16 protein-coding genes and 1 other RNA gene (1 of these 17 running past the window's edge) are annotated in these 23,085 nt (G+C 61.3%); 7 read left to right on the forward strand and 10 right to left on the reverse strand.

Going from position 1 to position 23,085, the window contains the following annotated elements:
* The 5 genes from serS to Q0367_RS10705 all read right to left on the reverse strand — a co-directional run.
* Positions 1 to 180: the start of a serine--tRNA ligase gene (gene serS, locus Q0367_RS10685; RefSeq protein ID WP_297633531.1), read on the reverse strand. The gene continues 1,116 nt to the left of window position 1, outside the view; only the first 180 of its 1,296 coding nucleotides appear in the window; it begins with the start codon at positions 178 to 180; the stop codon falls past the left edge of the window.
* Between the two features lie 364 nt (positions 181 to 544).
* Positions 545 to 1,384 (reverse strand): hypothetical protein, encoded by an 840-nt coding sequence (locus Q0367_RS10690; RefSeq protein ID WP_297633528.1) that lies wholly within the window; start codon positions 1,382 to 1,384, stop codon positions 545 to 547.
* A 106-nt stretch (positions 1,385 to 1,490) separates the two neighbouring features.
* Positions 1,491 to 4,610 (reverse strand): DEAD/DEAH box helicase, encoded by a 3,120-nt coding sequence (locus tag Q0367_RS10695; protein ID WP_298982164.1) that lies wholly within the window; start codon positions 4,608 to 4,610, stop codon positions 1,491 to 1,493.
* Positions 4,611 to 4,980: 370 nt separating this feature from the next.
* Positions 4,981 to 5,400 (reverse strand): hypothetical protein, encoded by a 420-nt coding sequence (locus Q0367_RS10700; RefSeq protein WP_298982166.1) that lies wholly within the window; start codon positions 5,398 to 5,400, stop codon positions 4,981 to 4,983.
* A 42-nt stretch (positions 5,401 to 5,442) separates the two neighbouring features.
* The gene (locus tag Q0367_RS10705) at positions 5,443 to 6,939 is read right to left on the reverse strand and encodes a wax ester/triacylglycerol synthase family O-acyltransferase (RefSeq protein WP_298982168.1); all 1,497 of its coding nucleotides are present in this window, start codon (positions 6,937 to 6,939) and stop codon (positions 5,443 to 5,445) included.
* 301 nt (positions 6,940 to 7,240) lie between these two features.
* On the opposite strand from Q0367_RS10705, the gene aspS reads away from it, so the two are divergent.
* The 4 genes from aspS (at position 7,241) to Q0367_RS10725 (ending at position 11,229) form a co-directional block, all read left to right on the forward strand.
* A complete protein-coding gene (gene aspS / locus Q0367_RS10710) occupies positions 7,241 to 9,046 on the forward strand; it encodes an aspartate--tRNA ligase (RefSeq protein ID WP_298982170.1) in 1,806 nt (601 codons plus the stop codon).
* A 190-nt stretch (positions 9,047 to 9,236) separates the two neighbouring features.
* Positions 9,237 to 9,414, forward strand: a non-coding RNA gene (gene ssrS, locus Q0367_RS10715) — 6S RNA.
* A 169-nt stretch (positions 9,415 to 9,583) separates the two neighbouring features.
* Positions 9,584 to 10,456: an MBL fold metallo-hydrolase gene (locus tag Q0367_RS10720; protein WP_297633518.1), complete on the forward strand. Its 873-nt coding sequence runs from the start codon at positions 9,584 to 9,586 to the stop codon at positions 10,454 to 10,456.
* Between the two features lie 2 nt (positions 10,457 to 10,458).
* Positions 10,459 to 11,229, forward strand: coding sequence for a hypothetical protein (locus tag Q0367_RS10725; protein ID WP_298982172.1), 771 nt, complete (start codon positions 10,459 to 10,461; stop codon positions 11,227 to 11,229).
* Positions 11,230 to 11,232: 3 nt separating this feature from the next.
* On the opposite strand, the gene Q0367_RS10730 is transcribed toward Q0367_RS10725, so the two are convergent.
* Genes Q0367_RS10730 through Q0367_RS10740 form a run of 3 tightly spaced genes read right to left on the reverse strand, consistent with a single transcriptional unit; the run spans position 11,233 to position 15,041 of the window.
* On the reverse strand, positions 11,233 to 13,488 hold the full coding sequence (locus Q0367_RS10730; protein WP_298982174.1) for a hypothetical protein: 2,256 nt from the start codon (positions 13,486 to 13,488) through the stop codon (positions 11,233 to 11,235).
* 60 nt (positions 13,489 to 13,548) lie between these two features.
* Positions 13,549 to 14,406 carry a bifunctional 5,10-methylenetetrahydrofolate dehydrogenase/5,10-methenyltetrahydrofolate cyclohydrolase gene (locus Q0367_RS10735; protein ID WP_298982176.1) on the reverse strand — a complete coding sequence of 286 codons (858 nt, stop codon included), beginning with the start codon at positions 14,404 to 14,406 and terminating at the stop codon, positions 13,549 to 13,551.
* A complete protein-coding gene (locus Q0367_RS10740) occupies positions 14,403 to 15,041 on the reverse strand; it encodes a cyclodeaminase/cyclohydrolase family protein (RefSeq protein ID WP_298982178.1) in 639 nt (212 codons plus the stop codon). The genes Q0367_RS10735 and Q0367_RS10740 overlap by 4 nt, the downstream gene beginning before the upstream one ends.
* Before the next feature lie 228 nt (positions 15,042 to 15,269).
* Here Q0367_RS10740 and lon point away from each other — a divergent pair, with 228 nt between their 5' ends.
* Positions 15,270 to 17,846: an endopeptidase La gene (gene lon / locus Q0367_RS10745; RefSeq protein ID WP_363325855.1), complete on the forward strand. Its 2,577-nt coding sequence runs from the start codon at positions 15,270 to 15,272 to the stop codon at positions 17,844 to 17,846.
* A gap of 853 nt (positions 17,847 to 18,699) precedes the next feature.
* Complete coding sequence (locus tag Q0367_RS10750) at positions 18,700 to 20,544, forward strand: RNA-binding domain-containing protein (protein WP_298982182.1); 1,845 nt, start codon at positions 18,700 to 18,702, stop codon at positions 20,542 to 20,544.
* Between the two features lie 64 nt (positions 20,545 to 20,608).
* Here the strand turns inward: Q0367_RS10750 and Q0367_RS10755 are convergent, their stop codons facing one another.
* Positions 20,609 to 21,532 carry a decaprenyl-phosphate phosphoribosyltransferase gene (locus Q0367_RS10755; RefSeq protein ID WP_298982183.1) on the reverse strand — a complete coding sequence of 308 codons (924 nt, stop codon included), beginning with the start codon at positions 21,530 to 21,532 and terminating at the stop codon, positions 20,609 to 20,611.
* Between the two features lie 97 nt (positions 21,533 to 21,629).
* Between Q0367_RS10755 and Q0367_RS10760 the strand changes: the two genes are divergently transcribed.
* On the forward strand, positions 21,630 to 22,472 hold the full coding sequence (locus tag Q0367_RS10760) for a TlyA family RNA methyltransferase (RefSeq protein ID WP_298982187.1): 843 nt from the start codon (positions 21,630 to 21,632) through the stop codon (positions 22,470 to 22,472).
* A 5-nt stretch (positions 22,473 to 22,477) separates the two neighbouring features.
* Here the strand turns inward: Q0367_RS10760 and Q0367_RS10765 are convergent, their stop codons facing one another.
* Positions 22,478 to 22,810 carry a (2Fe-2S) ferredoxin domain-containing protein gene (locus tag Q0367_RS10765; protein ID WP_363325856.1) on the reverse strand — a complete coding sequence of 111 codons (333 nt, stop codon included), beginning with the start codon at positions 22,808 to 22,810 and terminating at the stop codon, positions 22,478 to 22,480.
* Between the last annotated feature and the right edge of the window lie 275 nt (positions 22,811 to 23,085).

The raw sequence follows: 23,085 nt of genomic DNA on the forward strand, positions 1-23,085 counted from the left end.
GCCAACTTCCTTCGAGCCGCTGTTCAGCTCTGCGCGCAACGCTTCCACGCGCGCCAACAACTGGCGTCGTCGTTGATCTAGATTCAGCGCCTCTTCCCAAGGCGCGTCTTCAGCGTTGAGTTTGCGCATCGCCTCCGCCAACGCCTCTCGGTTTTCTCGCATCCAACGGATGTCAAGCATACTCTCCTCCTGATGATTCGATCCGACTCCATTTAGAATAAAAAATCCCTTCGTCAACTCAGGACGAAGGGACTCGTGGTGCCACCTGATTTCGCGGCCGGCGCAGAGCGCAACGCCGCCTCATTGCCCTGTAACGGAGGGAGCCGTTCGGCCATTTCCTGCCGAAAACTCAGGAGGTGCTGACCTTCCCGCGCCGACTGCCTTGCACCCGCCGGCAGCTCTCTGTACGGTGGAGGAGAAGGCCCTGGCCTCCGTCATCGTTTCATCGGGATCAATTTTTTCGCAATCATATCATGCCCGCTCTGGAAAGACAAGTTCTTGAAAAGCGCGGCGAATCCCAGCATTTTCTAAACCTGGAGATCGTTCACTCGCCTGCCTCGTTTTCATCCCCCTCGCCGGCGTTGAATTCATCGTCGTCCGGCGAGAAAGCCATCTCCCAGGCGCGCAGCGTCACGCGATGATAAAGCTCCTGGAGTTGCTGATAGGCTTTCATCCCGTCCGCGCCGGAGGAGATCGGACCGAGCCGACGCAATAAGGCCAACTCCGCCGCCGGGCGCACAAGATGGTAGTGGACGTCCTCCAATGTCTTGCGACGTCCCCAAAAGTCGGAGATAGACGCCTCGAGCGCAAAAGCGTTTTTCACCTCCTGGGCCCGATCTGGGACGGTCGGCATGTAAAAGGCGCTCTGATCATATGAGCCGGCGCTTTCAGACTTAGAGGTGGAGGGAACGCCGAACTCCTGCAGGGCGTGATTGCGTCTTTCCTGAAGGGCGTCGAGCACTTGCTGGCGATTGCGGCCGCGCAGCTGCAGCAACAGCCAGGGGTCTTCCGCCACCATTTCCCCTAACTGACGATAGACGGCGCTCAAAACGCGCGTTGAATCCTGAGCAGGAGTGCACCGTTGCTCAATCTCGTTGACGTCAGAGGGAAGCAGCCAGCTTCCAGCCTCCACAAAGACCTGTTCAATTTCTGCAGGGATGACGCCGGCCAACAGCTGAGCGGCGAAGATCGCCTGGCCTGCCAGGGCGTCGATCACGGCGTCCCACTGCGCGTCGGTGAGCAGCGGAAGGCGCACTTCCACCTGAATTGCGCCGTTGTCGCGATCGACGACCTGCGCTTGAATGAGACCGGGGCGAACTTCCAGGCGTTTCACGCGCAGGCCGCGCAGGAGCGTCGGGTCGGCGGCGGCATGGACCTGTTGCATAAATTTGGCCCACCGTTGCGACCACCAAGCGTTGTTGATGGATGAGCTATTGGACGCAGAGTGAACGGTCGCAGCCATGGTTGTTCTTCCCTTTTCTTGGGACGCCTCAATCGTCCAACGTTTCGCGTCGCAGCATCAAAATTTCGCGCAATTCTTCGGTGTTCAGCTCGGTGAGCCACGCCTCGCCGCTGCCCACGATCGTCTCCGCCAGCGACTGTTTGGTCTCCAGGATGGCGTTGATGCGCTCTTCCAGCGTGCCTGCCACGACGAATTTGTGCACCTGCACGTTGCGACGCTGGCCGATGCGAAAGGCGCGGTCGGTCGCCTGATTTTCCACCGCCGGGTTCCACCAGCGGTCGAAATGGAAGACGTGATTGGCGCGCGTCAGGTTGAGGCCGAAGCCGCCTGCGCGCAGGCTCAACACGAAGATCGGCGGACCGTCGTCGCGCTGAAAAGCTTCGACCATGCGACTGCGCTGCATCGCCGGCGTCCCCCCATGCAGAAAAAGAACTTCCGTGCGCAGGCGTTCGCTCAGATGACGCTGCAAGAGCGTTCCCATCTCCACGAATTGGGTGAAGATCAGAGCGTGATCGCCGACGGAGAGCGCTTCTTCCAACATTTCGGTCAGGCGCTCCAGTTTGCCGCTGCGATTGCGCAGCGGGCCTTCCTGTTTCAAGAATTGCGCCGGGTGGTTGCAAATCTGTTTGAGCCGCGTCAACAGGCCCAGCACCAACCCGCGACGCTGGATGCCGTCGGCGCGGTCGAGCTTCTCCAGCGCTTCCTGCACGGTGGTCTCATAGAGCGCAGCCTGCTCGCCGGTGAGGGAACAATAGACGACCATCTCGTTCTTCTCGGGCAAATCCGAGATGATCGTCGGATCGGATTTCAGACGGCGCAGCAGGAAAGGCTGCACCAACCGTCGCAGCTCCTGCGCCCGTTCTTCGTCGTTGTAGCGCTCCACCGGGATGACAAAGCGGCGACGAAATTGCTCGTGGCTGCCCAAGTAGCCGGGGTTCAAGAATTCCAGCACGCTCCACAGCTCGGTCAAATGATTTTCCACCGGCGTGCCGGTCAGGGCGACGCGATTGTGGGCGGCGATCTGGCGCACCGCCTGAGATTGTTTGGCGCCTGGGTTCTTGATGTTCTGCGCCTCGTCCAGGATCAGGTCGCTCCAGGTGCATTTTTGCAAGAGGTCGAGGTCGCGACGCACCGTGCCGTAGCTGGTGATGACCAGATCGCTTTGCGCGACCGCCGCCAGAAATTCGGCGCCGCTGAGCCGCCCGCCGCCATGATGCACCATCACCCGCAAGCCCGGCGCAAAACGCTCCACCTCGCGTCGCCAATTGGCGATCACGCTGGTCGGGCAGACCAACAGCGCAGGAGGCGAAGGCGAGTCACCGTCGGTGCGCTCGTGAAGAAGCATGGCGATCGCCTGCACGGTTTTGCCCAACCCCATGTCGTCGGCCAGACAGGCGCCCAACCCCAGGCGTCGCAAGTAGACGAGCCAGCCGACGCCGCGGCGCTGATAGCGCCGCAGCTCGCCCGCAAATCCTGGAGGCTCGGCCAGCTCGACCACTTGCTTTTGCGTGCGCAAATGCTCGAGGACGAGTTGCAGCCATCCGTCGACGTCAACCGCTTCCAACGGCAGCGCCGCGTCGTCTTCCGCGCCTGGGCCGAGATCGACTTCAGCTTCAATCCAGGAACCGAACTTGCCGTTCGCTTCAGCTTCCTGATCGAGATAGGCCTGCGCCATCCGAATCGCCTGCAAAAGCGACATCCGCCCCGAGGCGGGCCGTTCGGAAAGAAACTTCTTGGCCATTTGCACCTGGCGCGGATCGAGCTCGATCCAGCGGCCATGCAATTTCAGGAGAGGCACGTTGCGCCGGGCCAACGCTTCAAAATCGGCCTGGCTGATGCGTTCGGCGCCCAGCGTGAGCTCCCAGGAAAAGCGAACGGGCATCTGCTGCGCCCGACCCACCGGGAGATCAGCGCGCTCGTTGTCCTCGCTGCGCCACAGCGCGTCCTCTTCCACCGCAAGGCGAAGCCGCAACCCAAGCCGCATGCGCTGGCGCGTGTTCCACCATTCAGGCGTGAGCACGCCAAAGCCGTTATTCTCCAACAGAGGCGCGGCTTCGCGCAGGAACTGATGAGCTTCTGCGGGCGTCAACTCCGCCTGCGTGGGTCGCGGCGAGCGCAGGCTGCGTTCGATAGGAGCAAAGAGACGGCTCGCCGCACCGAGGCCGGCCAGCAGGCGCTCCTGTGGACGGTCCACGCGGCGAGAGCCGATGCGCAGAATGCCGTTGTGCGCCGCCCAGACTTGCTCCGCCGGAATCAAAAGGCGCAGATCGTCGCGCGCCTGGAGGTAATAGCGCAGCGTCCAGTCGGCAAGCGCTGCCTCGGCTTCCAGCGTCTGGCCGTTGACGGCGCCCGTATAGCCCGCCGAATAGCCGGGTTGATCGGGCTCCACCAGCTCGAAGGTGATGCGGAAATTTGCATCGCTGGTGACATGCAGCTGCTCGATCCATGTCTGCCACTCCTGGATGAGCTGAAACGTCGGCTGAGGAGGCAATGCGAGACGCCGTTCTTTGGAGTGCAGTCGCCCGATCCACTGGAGGACAGGCGTCTCGGCGTTGAACACGCCGCCGTTGCCCCAGGTGCGGACGGCGACATCCACCATGGCGGCGACAAAGTGCTCCGTCAGCTGATGCGGAGAAGGCGCGTCGTGGACGGACGCCAGATTATAGGCGCGGCAGACCGCCGGCATCGTCTCGACCAGCGCTGCAAAGCGACGGCGCAGACGGTCGTCCAGCAAGGCCGGTTGCCAGATGGCGAACAACGCTGCGCCATCGCCGCGACGCAGCGCCGGAACGTAATGCTGCCCAATGAGCAGCTCGAGCGCAAATTTCGCAGCGTTGCTCCAATACAGAATATCGTTGCCGAAGCGCAGGCGGACGACGCTTCGCCCTGCGCCCGAAGCTGCGGAGCCGGAGCGCCGCGTCTGGCTCAAGAAACGCAGGGCGTCGAAGGCTCCAATCGTCAGGCCGGTCACCTGCCAGTTGCCGAGCGCAACCGCACCGTTCATCTTCTGGCCTGCGCCGTTCTCCTGAAGAATGCTGCGCCTTGCTAGCGGCGCGCCATCGCGGCTGGGCAGCCAGACGCTGACGCTGGTCGGCTGCATGGACTGAACGGGCAGGTGAGGCAGCTCCTCGGCAATGAGAACGCGCAACTGGTTGATCGCAAGTTGCCCCGGGTGCGAAGGGATTTTCGAGGCCCGTTGTCTGACCGGCGCTCCACCATTCAGGACGTCCGTCGCCTCTGGACGGGGATGTTTTTGAAATTCGAGCGACTCCGCCCAAAGAAATAGATTTCCGTCAAACCAGGGCTCCCGTAGCGGAAGCCACGCAGCATGCAAGGTCAAAGGCATAAAGTATATTGTAGCGCGCAACCTCGTTTCGGATCAAATTGCAGCGCACAATTTGCAAATCAAGTTTTATAGAAATAGAAAAAAAGAGGGGCGATAGCGCCAGGGTTGCCCAAGGGCGAGGCGATTGTTGGAGCGGCGACCATTGCAGTCGCTTCAACCCAGCCAGCCGTTCTCAAGACCTGTCGTTGCGCCGCGCTTTCTCCATGATGAAGGCGCCGGCGAGCACCATCAGCGCGACGACCAACAGCCACCATTGCGCAAGACCTGTATGGAACGCTTCGTCGCCGGGGGCGATGTGCAACGGCGAGGTCTGCAGCGCCGTCAGCGCCCAGTCTGGGGTGAAGGTCGGCTCCATTCTGGGGGCCGTCTCCTCCGCCGTCTGTGGCTCTGTGGGGGAGGGCTGGATCGGCGACTCCACGGTCGGCTGCACAGGGGGCGCGCTCATCGTTTGCGCAAAAACAGAACAGGGCGCCATCGTGATCGCCAGGACGAGACCCCAGAGGATAGGGAAAAGACGACAACGCAGCGAGAAGGCGGCGCGTCCACGGCGCGTCATCAGTCCGATTGGCGAGAGAAACTCTAGCCAGCGCATAACGTCGTTTGACCGAGATGCGACATGCTGCATTGCGCCGATCTAGGCCTCGCCCTGTGCATCTGAATCATCCGGCTTCTCCACCACGATCGGAATCGAAGCGACGTCGCGATGCGCCGTCTTGTCATTCACCCGTTGCGCCAGCAGCTCAAATTGGCGTTCAAAGTGCTCCATAATGGCGCGCGGCTCGGGGACCAACTTTTCATCGACCATAAGCCCCAACATCACCTCGCCATTATAACTGATGATGCTGATCCCCATGCTGATCTCTCCCGCCTGAGGCACCCAAAACATCAGCTTGCGCAAGGGTTGACCGGCAAAATAGATCTGCTGGCGAGGGCCGGGAACATTGGTCAGCACCGCGGACGCTTTCGACGAAAACCATAACGTCGCCTGCTTGGCCACATCGCCCGGCAAGCCGCCGATAAGGCCGAGAATCTGATAGACCAGAAACGGTTCGGGCGACTGTTTGAGGACATCCATGCGATGTTTGGCGGCTCGCAGTCGCGCCACAGGGTCGGACAGGCTGATCGGCAACGGCAAATAGACCAACGCAAAGCGATTGCCCAGTTCGGTCGCTTGTTCAAGAGGGCGCAGGTTGACCGGCACCATGGCGTTGATATCGCCGGCGTCGGGGTTGTCTCCAACCTGAAGCATATAATCGCGCAGCGCCCCCGCCACTGCAGAGACGAGCACGTCGTTGATTGTAGCGTCGAACGCGCGACCGATCGCTTTGATGCGCATCAGGTCGAGAGGACGCGACCAGACGACGCGCTTGATTGCGCCGAGCTCGCCTTTGAAGACGGTCTTGCGGTCGGGAGGCAAAATAAGAAGCTTGGTCAGGATGGCCGCGCCGGCGGCGGAGATCAGCCCCAAGGAACGAGCAACTTCCAGCGGATGTTTGGGATCCTCGATCGCCAACAACGCCTGACCGACCAGCGTTTTGCCGACGTCGATCGAGCGGCGCGCCAGCGCGCGCGCCCTGTGCGCCATTGCCTCCGCCGGGCTCAACGATTTGCGCGGACGCGTGCGCTCGACGCCGATGTCGATGCGCATCGAATCCTCCAGGGTGTCGGAGGTCATGTCGAGCAGCACGCGGATCAACGCGATCCCGTCGCCGATGCAATGGTGGATGCGGCCAAAAAGCACCGAGCCGCCGTCGACATCTTCGACGAGAAAGAAGCGCCAGAGCGGTTTGCGACGGTCGAGCGGTTCATTGATCATGCTGCTGATCAACGCCTGCAGGCATTCTGGCGTGCGCGGCTCCGGCAGAGCGATGCGCCGCACATGGCCGCGCAGATCGAAGTGGAGGTCGGTCTCCCAGTAAAGGCGGCCATCCGCGCCGGCGACGACGCGCTGCCGAAACCGCTCATAGCGCCGGATGAAGCGACGCTCTAAAATTTCGGTGAAAAGTTCATAGTCGATCTTGCCGTCGAACCACATGAGTCCGTTGATGATCATGAGGTTCGTGGCGCTGTCCATCTCAAACCAGGCTTTGTCTACGCTGGACATTGGCGTGCGCGTTGCTCTCTCGACCATGTCGTTGCTCTCCCTGCTCGCTTTCGCACTTGAACAAAGGCAAGGCGCTCTTCCGCCCTTGCATCTTCTGGAAGCGCCTTTGTAGCACGGTGTGCAGCAGTATACATGAATTGCAGCGAGGAAACCAGCTCCCAATTGGCTTCACTTTACTTTCTGGAAGTGGAATCCTCGCCCGACCAAATTGACCGCCTTGCAAGGGAAAGATACAATGAGCCTCTGATTGTCTGCAATAAAACTGCTGAATTGCAATGAATCGTAGTACAAGCGCTCATACCAAAAGCACACAAACAGGGATCGGGTTATGTTGAAAACACATACCTGCGGCGAACTTCATCTCGGTCATGTGGGCAGGATCGTCACGCTGGCGGGCTGGGTCAATCGCCGCCGCGACCATGGCGGGTTGATTTTTATCGACCTGCGCGACCGCTTCGGCATCACCCAGGTGACCATCGACTCCGAACAGGCGCCTCTCGCCCATCGGACGGCGACGCAAGCGCGCAGCGAATATGTGCTTCAGGTCAAAGGACGGGTGGCGGCGCGCCCTGAAGGGCTGCGCAACCCTAACCTCAGCACAGGCGACATCGAAGTGCTGGCCGAAGAGGTGACGATCCTCAACAGCGCCAAGACGCCCCCCTTCCTGATCGCCGGCGCCGCAGACGATGTGGATGAAACGCTGCGTCTGAAATATCGCTATCTCGACCTGCGCCGACCGCGCATGACGCAGAACCTTGTGCTACGTCATCGGATGGTCCGCTTTATTCGCGAGTTTTTCTCCAATCGAGAATTTCTGGAGATCGAGACCCCGATCCTGCTCAAGAGCACGCCGGAAGGCGCTCGAGATTTCATCGTGCCGAGTCGTCTGCAGCCGGGGAAATTCTACGCCCTGCCGCAAAGTCCCCAGCAGCTCAAACAACTGCTGATGGTGGCGGGGATCGAACGCTATTTTCAAATTGCACGCTGCTTCCGCGACGAAGACTTGCGCGCCGACCGCCAGCCTGAATTCACGCAGCTCGACCTGGAAATGAGCTTTGTCGACGCCGCCGACGTGCGCGCCATCATCGAGGAGATGTTGATCGAGCTGAGCCGCGCCCTGCTGCCCCACAAACGCATCCTGCAGACGCCCTTCCCGGTCATCTCCTACGCGGAGGCCATGGAGCGCTACGGCATCGACCGTCCTGACCTCCGCTTTGGACAACCCTTGTTCAACATCACCGATCTGGCCGGCGCCAGCGCGTTTGGCGTCTTCAAAAACGCCGTCGAGGCCGGCGGCGCCGTGAAAGGCGTCGTCTACCCGGGCGGCAACGCGCTCTCCCGCCGCGAGATCGATGAATTGACCGATTTCGTCAAGCATTACGGCGCCAAAGGTCTGGCGTGGATCGGCGTGGCCGAAGCGCCGGACGCGGCGGGGAATTATGCGCCGACGAGCCTGCGCAGCCAGGCGGCGAAATTCCTTTCTGCTCAAGAGCTCCAGACGATCATCGCACGCAGCGGCGCCCAGGTCGGAGACTTGATTTTGATCGTGGCGGATCAGGCCGCAGTCGTCAACCAGAGCCTCGCCAATTTGCGCCTGGAAATCGGCCGCCGCGCCGGCTTGATTGACCCCAATCTGCTGGCCTACTGCTGGGTTGTGGATTTCCCCCTGTTGGAGTACAACGAGGAAGAGCAGCGGTGGCAGGCCGTGCACCATCCCTTCACCAGCGCACGCGACGAAGACTGGGACAAACTGGAAAGCGACCCGGGCAGCGTCCTCGCCAAGGCCTACGACGTCGTATTGAACGGCTGGGAGATCGGCGGCGGCAGCATCCGCATCCATCGCAGCGACCTGCAAGACCGCCTCTTCGCCAGGCTGGGGCTGAGCCGGGAGCAAATGGAGAGCCAGTTCGGCCACTTGCTGGAGGCCTTCCAATACGGCGCGCCGCCCCATGGCGGGATCGCGCTCGGCATCGACCGCATGGCGGCGCTCTTCGCCGAGGCTGCCAGCATCCGCGATGTGATCGCCTTCCCGAAGACTTCGGCCGGCGTCGATCTGATGCTCGAATCCCCCTGCCCGGTGAGTGAAGAGCAGCTGGCCGAGCTGCATATCGCCGTGCTCCCGCCGAAGCGATGAGAACGTCCGGCAGGCGAAGTGGAGGATAAGTTCTCCGTTATCTCCGGTGCACGCCGGGTCGCCGATGCAGCCTATCGCGTCAGGCTCCGTCTGGCCGCTGGACACCAGCCCGCAGTGCAAGGGAGAGAAAGCACCTTGTTCAGGCGAAAAAGGCCTTTTTGCCTCCGCCGCCGCTCGTGGTATACTATAGTTGACTCTGCGGTTCGCGTGATGATCCAGCACACGGGGCGAGCCAACACCTCACAAAAGGGAGCATGACCAAGAGGCGTGGAAGTGTTAGCCGACCGGCAAGACGGAAGCGCCCAGTCAGCACCCACCTGCGTATGCAGGTTCGTACCCACTGGGTCACACGGCTCCGCGGAGTTCATAGCCATCAACGCCACCCTGGAAGGGGTGGCGTTTATTTTTGAGAATGAAAATATTTTATGTCAATTCTTTTGACGAGAGAAGGACTCCATGCTATAGTATGAAAATATTTTTGTAAGGACAGCGGAATGATTCAGCGTAGGAAATTGTTGACTCAGAAGGTGGGAGCCTGTGAACATCATTCGCACACGCGTCGCCGACGACACCTGGGTCTTCACGAGTCGGTTATATCTGGAAGTGAATGCAGGTCTGGTCGTCACGCCCGAAGGCGGCGTGCTTATCGACACACTGCCCTTTCCCTCGGAGACGCGCCAGATCATTGAGTTTGCGCGACGCGTCTGCCCACAGGGCATCAAATATGTGATCAACACCATCAGCCACGCCGATCATGTCTATGGCTCTTATCTTTTCCCAGAGGCGGAGCTGATCGCGCACGAGACCTGTCTGCAAATGTTAAAAGAATATGGCGTGCGGGCGCTGGAGGAGGCCAAGGAGCACACGCCGGAGCTGCGTCAGGTCTCGATTCGCTTCCCGAAACTCGTCTTTAGCGAAGGGATGATCATCCGGTTGGGCGGCAAAACCATTCATCTCGTGCACAGCCCAGGGCCAAGCCCGGACACCTGCGTCGTTCACGTACGCGAGGACAAAGTGCTTTTCGCCAGCGATCTGATGATGCCGGTGCCGGTGATCGCCACGCCCTTCTCCGACATCGAGGCGTACAAACGCTCCCTGCTCAACCTGCATGACTTCAACCTGGAGTGCATCGTCCAGGGCCACGGCGACATTTTGCTGCGAGGAGAGGTCACCAGCAGCATCGATGCAGCCGTGCGCTATCTGAATGAAATTCAGGAGCTGGTTCAACGGCTGATGGCCGAAGGAGCCACCAAGCACGATCTGGCAGCCTACGACATTGAACAGTTCGGCCATAGTCGCATTCCGCTGGGCGGATTGGTGCAACAGTTCCACCTCAACAACCTGCACTTTCTTTGGGAAAAGGCGCGTGCCGAACAGCGCCAGAAACGACAGGTGGAAGCGATTCGCTGACTATGCGCACTTCCAATCCTGGAGCGGCCTCCATCGAGGAGATCGTCGAGGCGATCCGTCGGTTGTCGCCTGCGCAGCGCCGCGCGCTGATGCGCAGGCTATCGGTCAGCGGGTTGCTGCAGCCCGACGCACTGCACACCGACCGGCGTCGCCTCCTGGTGGCGCCGGCGTTGGGGGCGGTTGGCCTTGCCCAATTTCGCAGCGCATTGCAAAACAGGCGCACCTCTGCATCTCCCAATCCCTCTTCGTCCTTCTCCACGAGAGCGCAGATGCAGCCGGAACGGTTGCCTGAGAAAGAGCCGGTCATTCGCGGCCACGCCGTGCTCGGCGCGCCCACACGCACATCCATTGAGTTCGCTCCTCACCAGATGCAGCCCTTGCCAGGGCAGGCGCCGGAGCAGCCGATCACGGTTGTGCTGCGCGGCCTGACGCTGAAGAGCGGCGAGGCTGCCAGCGCCGAGTACCTCTTGCGTTGGCCAGGCGAGGCGCTGCAGACGGTTCAGGCGCGTTTCGCCGGCCAGCCGACGCCCGCCCAGGCGCTTTACGACACCCTGGAGAAAGCCGTGCGCGCCATTCTCAGCCGCCTCGAGGAGAGCGGCGCCGATCCCGCCACCGCCCGCGTCGAAATCTATTGTCCGTCAGACCAGATGATCGACGAGTTGATCGGCGAGGCGCCGGTCGTCGACGCCCGCCTGCAGACGCGCCACGACCGCATTTGCGCGCTGCTGGACAGGTTCGGGGAGTGGCGGCTGTTGCGCGTCGGGAATGGCTGATCCTCAATCTGCGCGCCTCTCCTCCAACGCAATCCCCACCACCTGCACCGGCGCCGCTCCATCAGTCTGAATCCGCAGCGTCAGCGGATGGGTTGGCAGACCGCGCGCAAGGGCGATGCGCAGCGCCTCCGCCAGATCGACGCGCACTTCGCCCGCCGTCCCTGTGTCCGCAGCCAACATCGTAGCGTCGCCAGCGACGACGACCGCAAGTGTCGTCGTCGCGCGGCTGCGGTAGCGAAGCGTCACCCCCCCTACGGGCGGCGGATGTTGCACGAGGATCTCGGCGCGGGGGCCCTGCAAAGTGCGAAACCGGACCGCACCCTCCTCCTGCAGCGCACCCCAGTCGAGTGCGCCGAGCATCAGGTAAGGGGTCGGATGGATGGCCGGCGAGACTTTGTAGGCCGTGATGCGCTCGTCCTCATAGACAGGCGCCTGCCCCTCGAAGATAGCCGCCGCCAGCGCCTCGGTGTAGGCGCGTTCCTTGCCGCCCGGCATTTTGTAGCGGTCCAGCACCACGGCGCCGATCTCCAGATCGGTGAACACCGTTTGCGCCACTGCGGTCGGGTCAACCTCGATGATGTCGGGGCCAAGGTGGCGGAAGTGCTGCAGCACCGGCGTGCGCTCGGTCAACGTGCGCGGGTCGTCGCGGCTGATGTAGGCGACGGTGAGCGGCTTGTTGTGCACCGTCTGATAGAGCAGATAGCCGGGGCGGTCGTAATTCATCGGCAGGTTGAGCACCGCGCGCGGGTCCGGATCGGCGGCGAGGGCATGATACCAGGGCGGCGTGTCGGGTGGACTGAGCGGATAGGGCGCCACCCAGTATTCAAAGAGTACGGCGGCGATGAGCAACGAACCCACGCCGCACCGGAAAGTCCGATTTCGCATTCGGCTCAACAGTCGCCATAGCCCCAAACCGGCAAGCACTGCAACGCAGAGCTGCACCATCACGGCGAAGCGGCTCACGCTGCGGCTGATGCGCATGAAGGGAATCCATTGATTCAGCACGCCGTAGAGCGTCCAGCTCGTCAGCTCCTCACCCTGCAAGGCGGCTTCAGGAATCGTTTCCCACGTGATGTCGCCCAGATGAATCTGCGGCCCCAGTGCCAGCGCAAAGAAAAAGAGCGCCATCACGCCCCAAAAGGCCGCCTTGCGCACCCTCAGAGCCAATGCCGCCGCAGCCAGCGCCAACGCCGTATAGCCGATGGCGATCGTGCGTTCACTGACCGGCGCAATCTGATTCCCGGGCCAAGCGAAGCTCTCCGGACGGAAGAGCGTATGCAGTCGATTGGGGATCAAAAAATCCATCACGCTGGCGCTGAGGATATAGAGATCGGAGGATGGGCGCACCATGAAGCGAAACTGCAAAGCCTCGACCATCATCGGGATCAGCCAGAAGCTCAACCCCAGCGCAAAGAGCAGGCCGGCGACAACCGGCGGCGCCAGCGCAACGAACAACCGCCGCACAGAGGGACGTCCTGGCGGCGCCAGCCAATGCCACAGCGCAGCGACCGCCGTAAAGAGAAAGAGATAAAGCACAAAATACCAGTCGCACAGCCCGGTGAGGATCAGAAAGAAGCCGGCCCACAGCGCCGCCTGCAGCCAGGGACGTCCCGCCTGCGCCAGGCGAAAGCTGCGCAACAGCGCCAGGATGTAGAAAGGCATCCATTGCAAGCTCATCACCTGCATATGGCCGAGCAAGTGCGCCATGTGAAAGGGCGACAGCGTATAGATCAGGCCTGCGGCAAAGGGCGCCGCAAAACCGGCCATGCGCAGCGCCGTTTTTTCCTGGGGCGCCTCTGCGTCTCTGCGCCTCTGCGGTGGAAATTCGTCCCTCCTCCCTTGCGCCCTCTGCCCAATCATCCACCGGACCAACAAGAACATGCCGTAGCCGCCAAGCACCCAACTGATCAACACCACGGCGTTATAGGTCGGAATCAGTCCAAAGGCAAGCTGCACCGGCAACGTCGCAACCCCGTTGAAGGGGTTGAGCGTGTGAAAGTAGAGCGAGACTCCGGTTGGATGATAGAGCAGGTCGGTGAAAAGCGGATTGGTGACGCGCTCGACCAGCGCCTGCTTGAGCCACCACAGGTTCCAGTAGTTCTGCCAGCCATCGAAACCGTCGCCGGGGATAGCGGTCGTCAGATGCAGCGCCAGCGGCCAGGTGAACGCCAGGGTGGCGGCCGCATAGAGCGCAAGCGCAAGCAAGTGCTCCCATCCGGCGGAGCGGCGATCGGCGGGATTTGAGAAGGCGTTGTCCATCGCTCGTCTGGAAGAAGACGGCGATGGACGGACCGATGAAGGAATTTCGTGCACGGAGATTCAGCCGCTGACGGCGCGCTCGGCGGCGCGCAGGAGATTCTCCATCAACATCACGTTCGTCATCGGGCCGGTGCCGCCCGGCACAGGCGTCAACATGCCGGCCACCTCGGCGACGCCGGCCTGATCGCAGTCGCCTTTCAGCCCGTCGTCGGTGTAGGTGGTGCCGAAATCGACAACAACGGCGCCCGGTTTGATCCAATCCGCCTTGACCATCTCCGGCCGGCCTACGGCGAGGCAGAGAATGTCGGCGCGGCGACAGACCGACGGCAGATCGACGGTGCGGCTGTGCGCCAGGGTGACGGTGCAGTGGCGATGGAGCAACAGCATCGCCATCGGCTTGCCGACGATGTCGCTACGCCCCACCACGACCGCCTCTTTGCCCTTGAAAGCGACGCCCGCTTCCTCCAGCAGGCGGATGCCCCCCGCCGGCGTGGCCGGAATAAAATAAGGGGGGCGGTCGGCGGCCAGACGGCCGGCGTTGAGCGGGTGCACGCCGTCTACGTCCTTGGCCGGGTTGAGCAAGTCCACCAGGGCGTGATGATCGATGTGCTCGGGGACCGGCTCCAGGATCATGATCCCATGCACATCGGGCGAAGTGTTCAGCTCGCGCAAAGCCTCCTCGGCCTCGGCCTGCTGCGTGGAGTAGGGCAGCTCCACCTTGCGAAAGTCGGCGCCGACGCCGTCGCATGTCTTTTGGATGGCGCGCGCGTAGCCGGCGCTGGCCTCGTCTTCGCCGATGTAGAGCACCGCCAGCGTCGGCGAGACGCCGGTGCGCGCCCGAAACGCAGCGAAATCCTCCTTCAAACCATCGCGAATCTGTCGGGAAAGTGTGCGACCGTCGAGCAGCCGAGCGCTCATAGCGCCACCTCCAGCGTCGTTTCGATCGCCTGCTTTGCTTGGGCGTAGGCGTCGTCCGCCTCGGCAAGAAGGCCGGCGACTTTGGCGCTCCACGCCTCCACAAAGGCGGCGTCTTTGATGAACTTGAGATTGACGTTGACGTTGACCAGCGCGCTCTTGAGCGCAGCGAAGGCCAGATAGAGCGCCGTCGCCGCGTCGCTGACGACGTTGCTGTTGCCCTTCGCACCGATGGGAGCGGCGAGCTGAAGCAGCGCCAGACACTTCTCCGCCACAGCAAAGGGAACCTCTGCCGCGTGTTTGAGCGCCTCCTGCATGGCGGCGGTGCGCGCCGCTTTCTGCTCTTCAGTCTCCTTGGGCAGGGCATAGGTGGCGGCGACGGCGTCGAAGGCGGCGGCGTCGGCGTCAACCGCAGCCAACAGCTCTCGGCGCAGCGTCTCGGTGCGCGCCAGATACTCTTGCATTTCCGCCTCGACGTCGGCGTATTTCTTTTTGCCGATGGTGAAGTGAATCACCATGCTGAGCAGCGCGGCCGCCATGCCGCCTGTCAACGCCGCCGCGCCTCCTCCGCCCGGCGTAGGTTGGCCGGCGGCCAGCGCATCCAGAAACTCGATAGTCTTCATCTCGGCTGTGTTCATTGCCATGTCCTTTCAATTTGCCGTGCAGAGGCGCCCTGCTCCCCACGGCTTTGCGTCAAAAGCTATTTTTCGGAACAGGATTCTATGCGACTATCTTCTCTTGTTTTATCATGATACAATGAGTTTATTTAAACCCAAGGACGCTTGGCGCGCAGACAAATCTGCGCGCATATGCAATCATACAAATATAACCAGGGAAGAATGAATTACGAATCGATCGACTTTGAAATGGACGACTGGGAAAGCGGCGAGGACGAGGTGATCTATGAGTCAGAAGAGTTCCGGGAGCAGAACTCGCCGATAGAACAACATCCGGAGCCGCTCATTTCAGACGAGTTGCCGGTGCTGCCCCTGCGGGGGGTGGTGGTTTACCCGATGATGTGGTTGCCGCTGCCGATCGGTCAGGAGCGCAGCCTTCGGCTGGTTGAAGATACACTGCCCAGCAATCGCATCATTGCCCTTGTCACCAGCAAAGATGAGGAAATTGACGAACCTGCGCCAGATGAAGTCTATCGCATCGGCACGGCGGCGCAGGTTCATCGCGTGCTGAAGACGCCGGATGGCACGATGCGCCTCCTGGTGCAAGGGCTGGAGCGCATCCGCCTGTTGGAATTCACCCAAGAGAAACCCTATCTGCGCGCCCGCATCGAAATCATGCCCGAATCTATCGAGGAAGGCCTAGAGATGGAGGCGTTGATGCGCGCCGTGCAGGAACTGTTTCGCAGGCTGATCGAGCTGGAGCCCCAGATGCCCGATGAGCTGACCATCATGTCGATCAACGTCGACGATGCGCGTCAGCTCGCCTATCTGGTCGCCAGCAGCATGCGGCTAAAGATTGAAGACGCACAGGCCATTCTCGAAATGGATCGGGTGCGCGACAAATTGCTGCGCCTGATTCAACTGCTCAAAAAAGAGATCGAAGTCCTCGAACTTGGACGCAAAATTCAGTCCGAAGCCCAGGGCGAAATGGAGCGGATGCAGCGCGAATTCTTCCTGCGCGAGCAGATGCGCGCCATCCAGAAAGAGCTGGGAGAGGAGGACGAGCAGACCGCCGACATCCGCGAGCTGGAAGAGCGCATCGCCGCCGCCGGCATGAGCGAAGAGGCGGAGCGGGAGGCGCTGCATGAGCTGGCGCGCATGCGCAGAATGCCGATCCAGGCCGCCGAGTACAGCGTCATCAAAACGTATCTAGACCTCCTCGTCAGCCTGCCCTGGCGCAACGCAACGGTGGACAACCTGGACATCAACCACGCGCGCAAAGTGCTCGACGAGGATCACTACGGCCTGACCGAAATCAAAGAACGCATCCTTGAATTTCTGGCGGTGCGCAAGCTGCGCGCCGAGCGCCGTCGCAACCGCAAGGAGGAGCCGGAGGATCTGCGCGACAAGATTCGGCGCGAGCGGGAAGGGTTGGTGCTCTGCTTCGTCGGCCCGCCTGGCGTCGGCAAGACCAGCCTGGGGTTGAGCATTGCCCGCGCCATGAATCGCAAGTTCGTGCGGCTGGCGCTCGGCGGCGTGCGCGATGAAGCGGACATCCGAGGCTTCCGGCGCACCTACATCGGCGCCATGCCCGGACGCATCATCCAGAGCCTGCGCCGCGTCGAAAGCCGCAACCCGGTCTTTATGCTGGATGAGGTGGATAAACTGGGACGCGATTTCCGCGGCGATCCCAGCAGCGCCTTATTGGAGGTGTTGGACCCTGAGCAGAACCGCGAATTCCGCGATCACTACCTCGATGTGGCCTTTGACCTGAGCCAGGTGCTCTTCATCACCACCGCTAACGTGCTCGACACCATTCCGCCGGCGCTGCGCGACCGCATGGAGATCATCCAGTTGAGCAGCTACACCGAGGAGGAAAAAGTCAACATCGCCAAAGGATACCTCGTTCCCCGGCAGATCAAAGAGAACGGGCTGCGCCCCAGCGAGGTGAAATTCACCGACGATGCACTGCGCGAAATCATCCAGGGCTATACGCGCGAGGCGGGCGTGCGTAATCTGGAGCGCCAGATCGGCAAGGTGTGTCGCAAGATTGCAGCCGGCGTTGCGGCGGGCGAGATCAAGCGGGGGCGCACGATCAAGGCGAAGGACGTGGCCACCTACCTGGGGAAGCGGCGCTATTTTGACGAGGAGATCGACGAGCGGCTGGAAAATCCGGGCGTCGCCATCGGGCTGGTGTGGACGGAAGCCGGCGGAGACATCACCTTTTTTGAAGCGACGCGCATGCCCGGCGCCAAAGGCTACATCCTCACCGGTCAGCTCGGCGACGTGATGAAGGAGAGCGCCCAGGCCGCGCTCAGCTACGTGCGTTCGCGGGCGGAGAGCCTGGGCATCGACCCGGACTTCTTCACGCACAGCGACATCCACCTGCATATCCCAGAAGGCGCCATCCCCAAAGACGGGCCCAGCGCTGGCATCACCATGGCCACGGCGCTCGCCAGCCTGCTCACCAACCGACCGGTGCGCCCCAAGTTGGGCATGACCGGCGAGATCACGCTGCGCGGGAAGGTGCTGCCTGTCGGCGGCGTGAAAGAGAAGGTGCTGGCGGCGGCCCGCTATGGTTTGGACACCGTCATCCTGCCGCGGCGCAACGACTCCGACCTGGACGAGCTGCCCGAAGTCGTGCGCAAACAGATGAAGTTCATCCTGGTGGACACCGTCGACGAGGTGCTCGCCGCCGCGTTGCTCTCTTCGGAAGAGGCGCGCGCGGTCAACGACGGGCAACGGGAGATTGCCCCGATCGGCGGCGATTCGCACAAAGTGCGGCGTCGGCAACCGCGCGACGTAAGACCATCGGTCGTGATGTGACAACCACCTGGTCGTACAATCTTTCTATGCGCTTGGCCAACCGATCGGCTGTGGGCGGCGTTCACAGCAGGTCGCACCCATCAACGCAACTGGACGCCTATACAGCGCCGTTGTCATCGCTCCCGGTTCGCATCGAAGAAACTTTTGCGAAGGCATATGCGCCCACCGGGTTGAAATTCGACGCGGCGTTGTTTTATGGTAAAATTGTTTTATGAAAAGTAAAGAATAGAAGTTACGCAGTTAGAGAACATCTGCTCGTAGAATGCGATCTTCAGGAAACTTGATGGGTTGCAACACAGGGTTCTGGCAATCCGTAGGTGCGGCTCGCAGCCGCACTCGACAGACCACCAGATCGTGGATGAGCCGAGGAAGCGCTGCTACGAGCAGCGCCTACGAAACAACGACGGTTTTCCGGTAGGTGCGGCTGCGAGCCGCACATCTTCGACAGGCCACCAGATCGTGGATGAGCCGAGGAAGCGCCGCTACGAGCAGCGCCTACGAAACAACGACGGTTTTCCGGTAGGGGCGGCTCGCAGCCGCACATCTTCGACAGACCACAAGATCGTGGATGAGCCGAGGAAGCGCTGCTACGAGCAGCGCCTACGAAACAACGACGGTTTTCCGGTAGGTGCGGCTGCGAGCCGCACATCTTCGACAGACCACAAGATCGTGGATGAGCCGAGGCAGCGCCGCTACGAGCAGCGCCTACCGTTATCGTCGCCGATTGGCCCGGTCCGCTTTATCGATTGCCGGGTTCAACTGCGTAACTCTTATTTTGCAAAGGATATTTGTTCGAGATGACTGGAGACAAGTTGATTCTGTGAGTCGAAAGAAAAAATCAAATAGCAGCGGTTTGCAGACGCTGCCAAGCGCCAAGCCACAACGAAAGTGGTACAAGATCGATCTGCACTTGCACACCCCCGCCTCGCGCGACTACGAAGAGCCAGGCGTGAGCTACCTGCAGTGGATGCAGACGGTGGTCGAGCGAGGATTGGACATCGTGGCGATCACAGACCACAACACGGTGGCGGGCATCAGCGCAATTCGTCGCGAGCTGGACTGGCTGACGCAGTTGGAAGCGCAGGGACGCTTGACTCCTCAAGAACAGGAGCGTCTGCGCACATGGCGCGAGCTGGCCAATCAGGTGTTGGTTTTGCCCGGTTTTGAATTTACAGCCACCTTTGGCTTTCATATTTTGGGCATTTTCCCGCCCGAAACATCGGTGCGCCAACTGGAGCACATTTTGTTGACGCTGAAGGTTCCGGCCAGCAAGCTCGACGAAGGCAGCACCGAGACGGGCGCCACCACCGATGTGCTGACCGCCTATCGCATCATCCGCGAGGCGGGAGGCCTGGTGATCGCAGCCCACGCCAACAGCACGCACGGCGTGGCGATGCGCAACTTCCCCTTCGGCGGTCAGACCAAGATTGCGTACACGCAGGACCCGAACCTGGATGCGCTGGAAGTCACCGATCTGGATCGCCTGGGCCGCTCCACCGCCCGCTTTTTCAACGGCAGCAAGGCCGAATATCCGCGACGGATGCATTGCATCCAAGGGAGCGACGCCCATCGATTGACAGCCGATCCTCGCAACCCCAAACGGCTTGGCGTCGGCGATCGCGCCACCGAGGTGCTGCTGGAAGAGCCGACGTTCGAGGCGCTGGCCGCCTTGTTGCGCTCCAAACATTTTGACCGCGTGCGCCCCGCTCAACCGGCGGACAAGCCGTTCGATCCGCTCGATGTGGTGCGCCAGGAAGGACCGACGCTGGTGCAGAGTTTCCATGAATCCGCCGCGCAACGGGGCGGAAAGTTCGACGCCATCCTGGCCGACATCTGCGCCTTCGCCAACACCGCAGGGGGCGTGATTTACATCGGCGCCAAACCGGGCAAAGAAAAAATCCGCGGCGTCAGCAACCCAGAGCAGGTGGAGCAAGAAATTCGCAAGGCCGTCGATGCGCGCATCACCCCCCGGTTGGAAGTGAAATGCGACATCGTGCAGAGCGGAAGCGCGCGCGTCTTGCGGGTGCAGGTGGCGAAAGGCCCGGACATCCCCTATGCGCTCGATGACAACAAATTCTACGTGCGCGACGAGGCGGAGACCAGCCTGGCGGTGCGCGATGAAATTGTGGCGCTGGTGCGCGAAGGGCTGGGATTCGAACCAGAGCAGGAAGAGCCGGTGGCGTCGCCGGCGAAAGCTGCAAGCGCCAAGCCTGCCGAGAAAGAAGGACGCCAGCCGCAACGAGAGCGTAAGAGCGGGGCAACCGTCCGCTCGCCGGCGTCTTTGCCAGCAGCTCAGGTGAACGGCGCGCAGACGCCTCCACAGCAAACGCCGACGCCCGGCGAAGACACCACTTTCTATCTGCCCCAGGTCGGCGTCGAAATCGTCGAAAGCGAGGAGCGCAACGGCCATCGCTTTTACACAATTCGAGACTTGCGCAACGGCCACGTCATCAAAAAAGTCACCCGCAAAGGCGCGCGCAAGCTGTGGAGTTATGCGATTCAGCAGGCGGAAGATAAGCCGGTGGATCCGTCCAGGATCGAATGGCGCGGCAACCTTGGCTTCATTCGCATGGAGCGCCGCGCGGGCAAAGCGCGCTATGACCTGGCGCTGCGCGAGGGCGACAAAATCCGCGTCTTTTACGGCGTCACCGACGACGGCATGGAAGGCGCCTGGGCGCAATTCATCCAGGAAGAATGAGCAGGAGGGAGAAGGGCAATGCGACAGCGCTCTCTCGCCCTTCTCTCTCCGTGAGGCTGGCGCTCTATTTCCAGAGATAGATCAGGATAATCACCGCGAGCGCCCACAGGATGCTGTTGATCAGGAGCGGACGATCTTCGACCAACAGCTCGTCGGGTGCACCGCCCAAGCCCTTGACGTGCACCAGATACAGATAGCGCGCCAGCATGTAAAAGACAAAGGGAACGGTCAAAAGCATCTTGGAATGCGCCAGCGCCGTCGTCGCGTCGAAGCTGTAAAAAGTGTAGGCGACGAACGTGGCGGTCACCACGACGGCGATCAACTGATCGAGCAGGGGCAGGTTGTACTCTGACAGAATCGCACGATGGTTGGACGCTTCGCCTTCCAACAGGACCAGCTCCTGCCGACGTTTGCCGAAGCCCAGGAAAAGCGCCAGCAGCGTCACGCAGACGTAAAGCCACGGGCTGAAATTCTGCACTTGCACCACCACCACGCCGGCCAGCACGCGCAAAAGGAAGCCGGCCGCCAGCACCATTACATCGATGATCACCACGTGCTTGAGCCAGACGCTATAGGCGATGTTCTGCGCCAGATAGAGCAGCAGGAGGACGCCGGCCCAAACTTCCACCCAAAAGGCAAGCGCAACGGCGACCAGGGCCAGCAACCCGGCGGCGCCCACTGCCAGGCGAGGATTCAACTGACCGCTCGCCAGCGGGCGAAAGCGTTTGCGCGGGTGCTGGCGATCTTGCTCCATGTCCATCCAATCGTTGAGGATATAGACACTGCTGGAGAGCAGACAAAAGGCTGCGAAGACCAGCGTCGTCTTCAGGAAAAGTTCCGGGATGAACAGTTTGCCGTCGAAGACAAGCGCAGCGTAGACGATCAAGCTTTTGATCCACTGGCGCGGTCGCATCGTGCGCACCAGCCCGCCCCAATTGTTCCGTGCGCTGCTCAAAGTCGTCGACGGCGTCGAAGAGGTCGAAGACATGTCAATCGCTTCCTCAACCAAAAACGAACCAAAAATTGCTTTGACCGTCCCATGTTACCGGAATTGCGAGCAATGCTAAAATCGTGAGCATCTGCAGATGAATGCGCAAGGGACGAAAAAAGAACGGCTGGATCGCCTGATGGTGTTGCGCGGGCTTGCTGAAAGCCGAGAGCAGGCGCAACGCCTGATTATGGCGGGAGAGGTCGAAGTCGACGGCAAGCGCCAGGACAAACCGGGCCGCGCCGTGCCGCTTGACGCCGCAATCACCGTGCGCAGGCCGCTGCCCTACGTCAGCCGGGGCGGCTTCAAACTGGCTGCTGCGCTGGACGCCTTCACCGTCCCCGTGGCCGGTTGCGTCGCCATCGATGTAGGCGCCAGCACAGGCGGCTTCACCGATTGCCTGCTGCAACGTGGAGCGGCGCGCGTCTACGCCGTCGACGTCGGCTACGGTCAACTGGCCTGGAAGCTACGCACAGACCCGCGCGTCATTGTAATGGATCGCACCAACGTTCGCCATCTGGAGGCGCTGCCCGACGGCGCCCTGGCGGACCTCGCCGTGATCGACGCCAGTTTCATCAGCCTGACGCTGGTGCTGCCGGCTGTCCTACGCTTGCTCAAGCCCAACGCGCAGATCATTGCCCTGGTCAAACCCCAGTTTGAAGCAGGCGTCGACGACGTAGGCAAAGGAGGCGTCGTGCGCAACATCGAGGTGCATCGTCGCGTCCTGCACCAAATCAGCGCAACGGCGCAAAGCCTCGGCCTTCATCCGGCAGGGCTGATCGCATCCCCTGTGCTCGGGCCGGCGGGCAACGTGGAGTTTCTGCTCTGGCTGAAAAGAGAACCGTCCGGCAGCGACGCATTTGCGCTGGAGCAGGCTATAGCAAATGCGCTGGAAGAAGCGCAACAAATGCAAAAAAGAGGACAACGAGAAGCGCCGTAGTTCTCTCACCCTTGCGCTTGCGTGCAATCGCCGCAGAGCCGATGAAAGATGTATTCCTCAACCGACCGCCCGTTGCGCAAATGCTCATCCACGATGCGGCGCAGCAGCGCCTCATCCACGCTGTGATACCAGACGCCCTCTGGATACACGACCAGCAGTGGGCCGTTATAACAGACGCCCAGGCAGGGGGTGAGGCCGCGCTTCACACGCGCCGGATTGTCATATTCTCCTAACTCGCCCAAATATTGGCCAAGAAGATGGTACAGCCGCTCCGCCTTGCCGAGCGGGTCGCAATAAACGCCGGTGCAAATAAACACATGACGGGCGTAAGGCGCCATCTCAGGGGCGTCGTTCACGTTGCATGCTCCTGTCGAAAACCACTTCCAATCCGCAGGCTGTCAAATCCACCGACGATAAAATGTAACAGACGCGCAGTTAAAGCAAGGGGCGCTCGCTTCCAATGTCCTGAGGTATGGGGATGAGAATTAGCGTAAACATGGGGCGCCGCAGTGAGCTAGGCGCTTCCGCATGGGCGCAACGGCGCCTTTCACCAACGTTGCGTTTGCCGATGAAGTGATTTACAATACACTGGCATCAGCAAGCATCCCTCTTG

This window comes from uncultured Caldilinea sp., from assembly GCF_937128415.1.
Classification (GTDB): Bacteria; Chloroflexota; Anaerolineae; order Caldilineales; family Caldilineaceae; genus Caldilinea.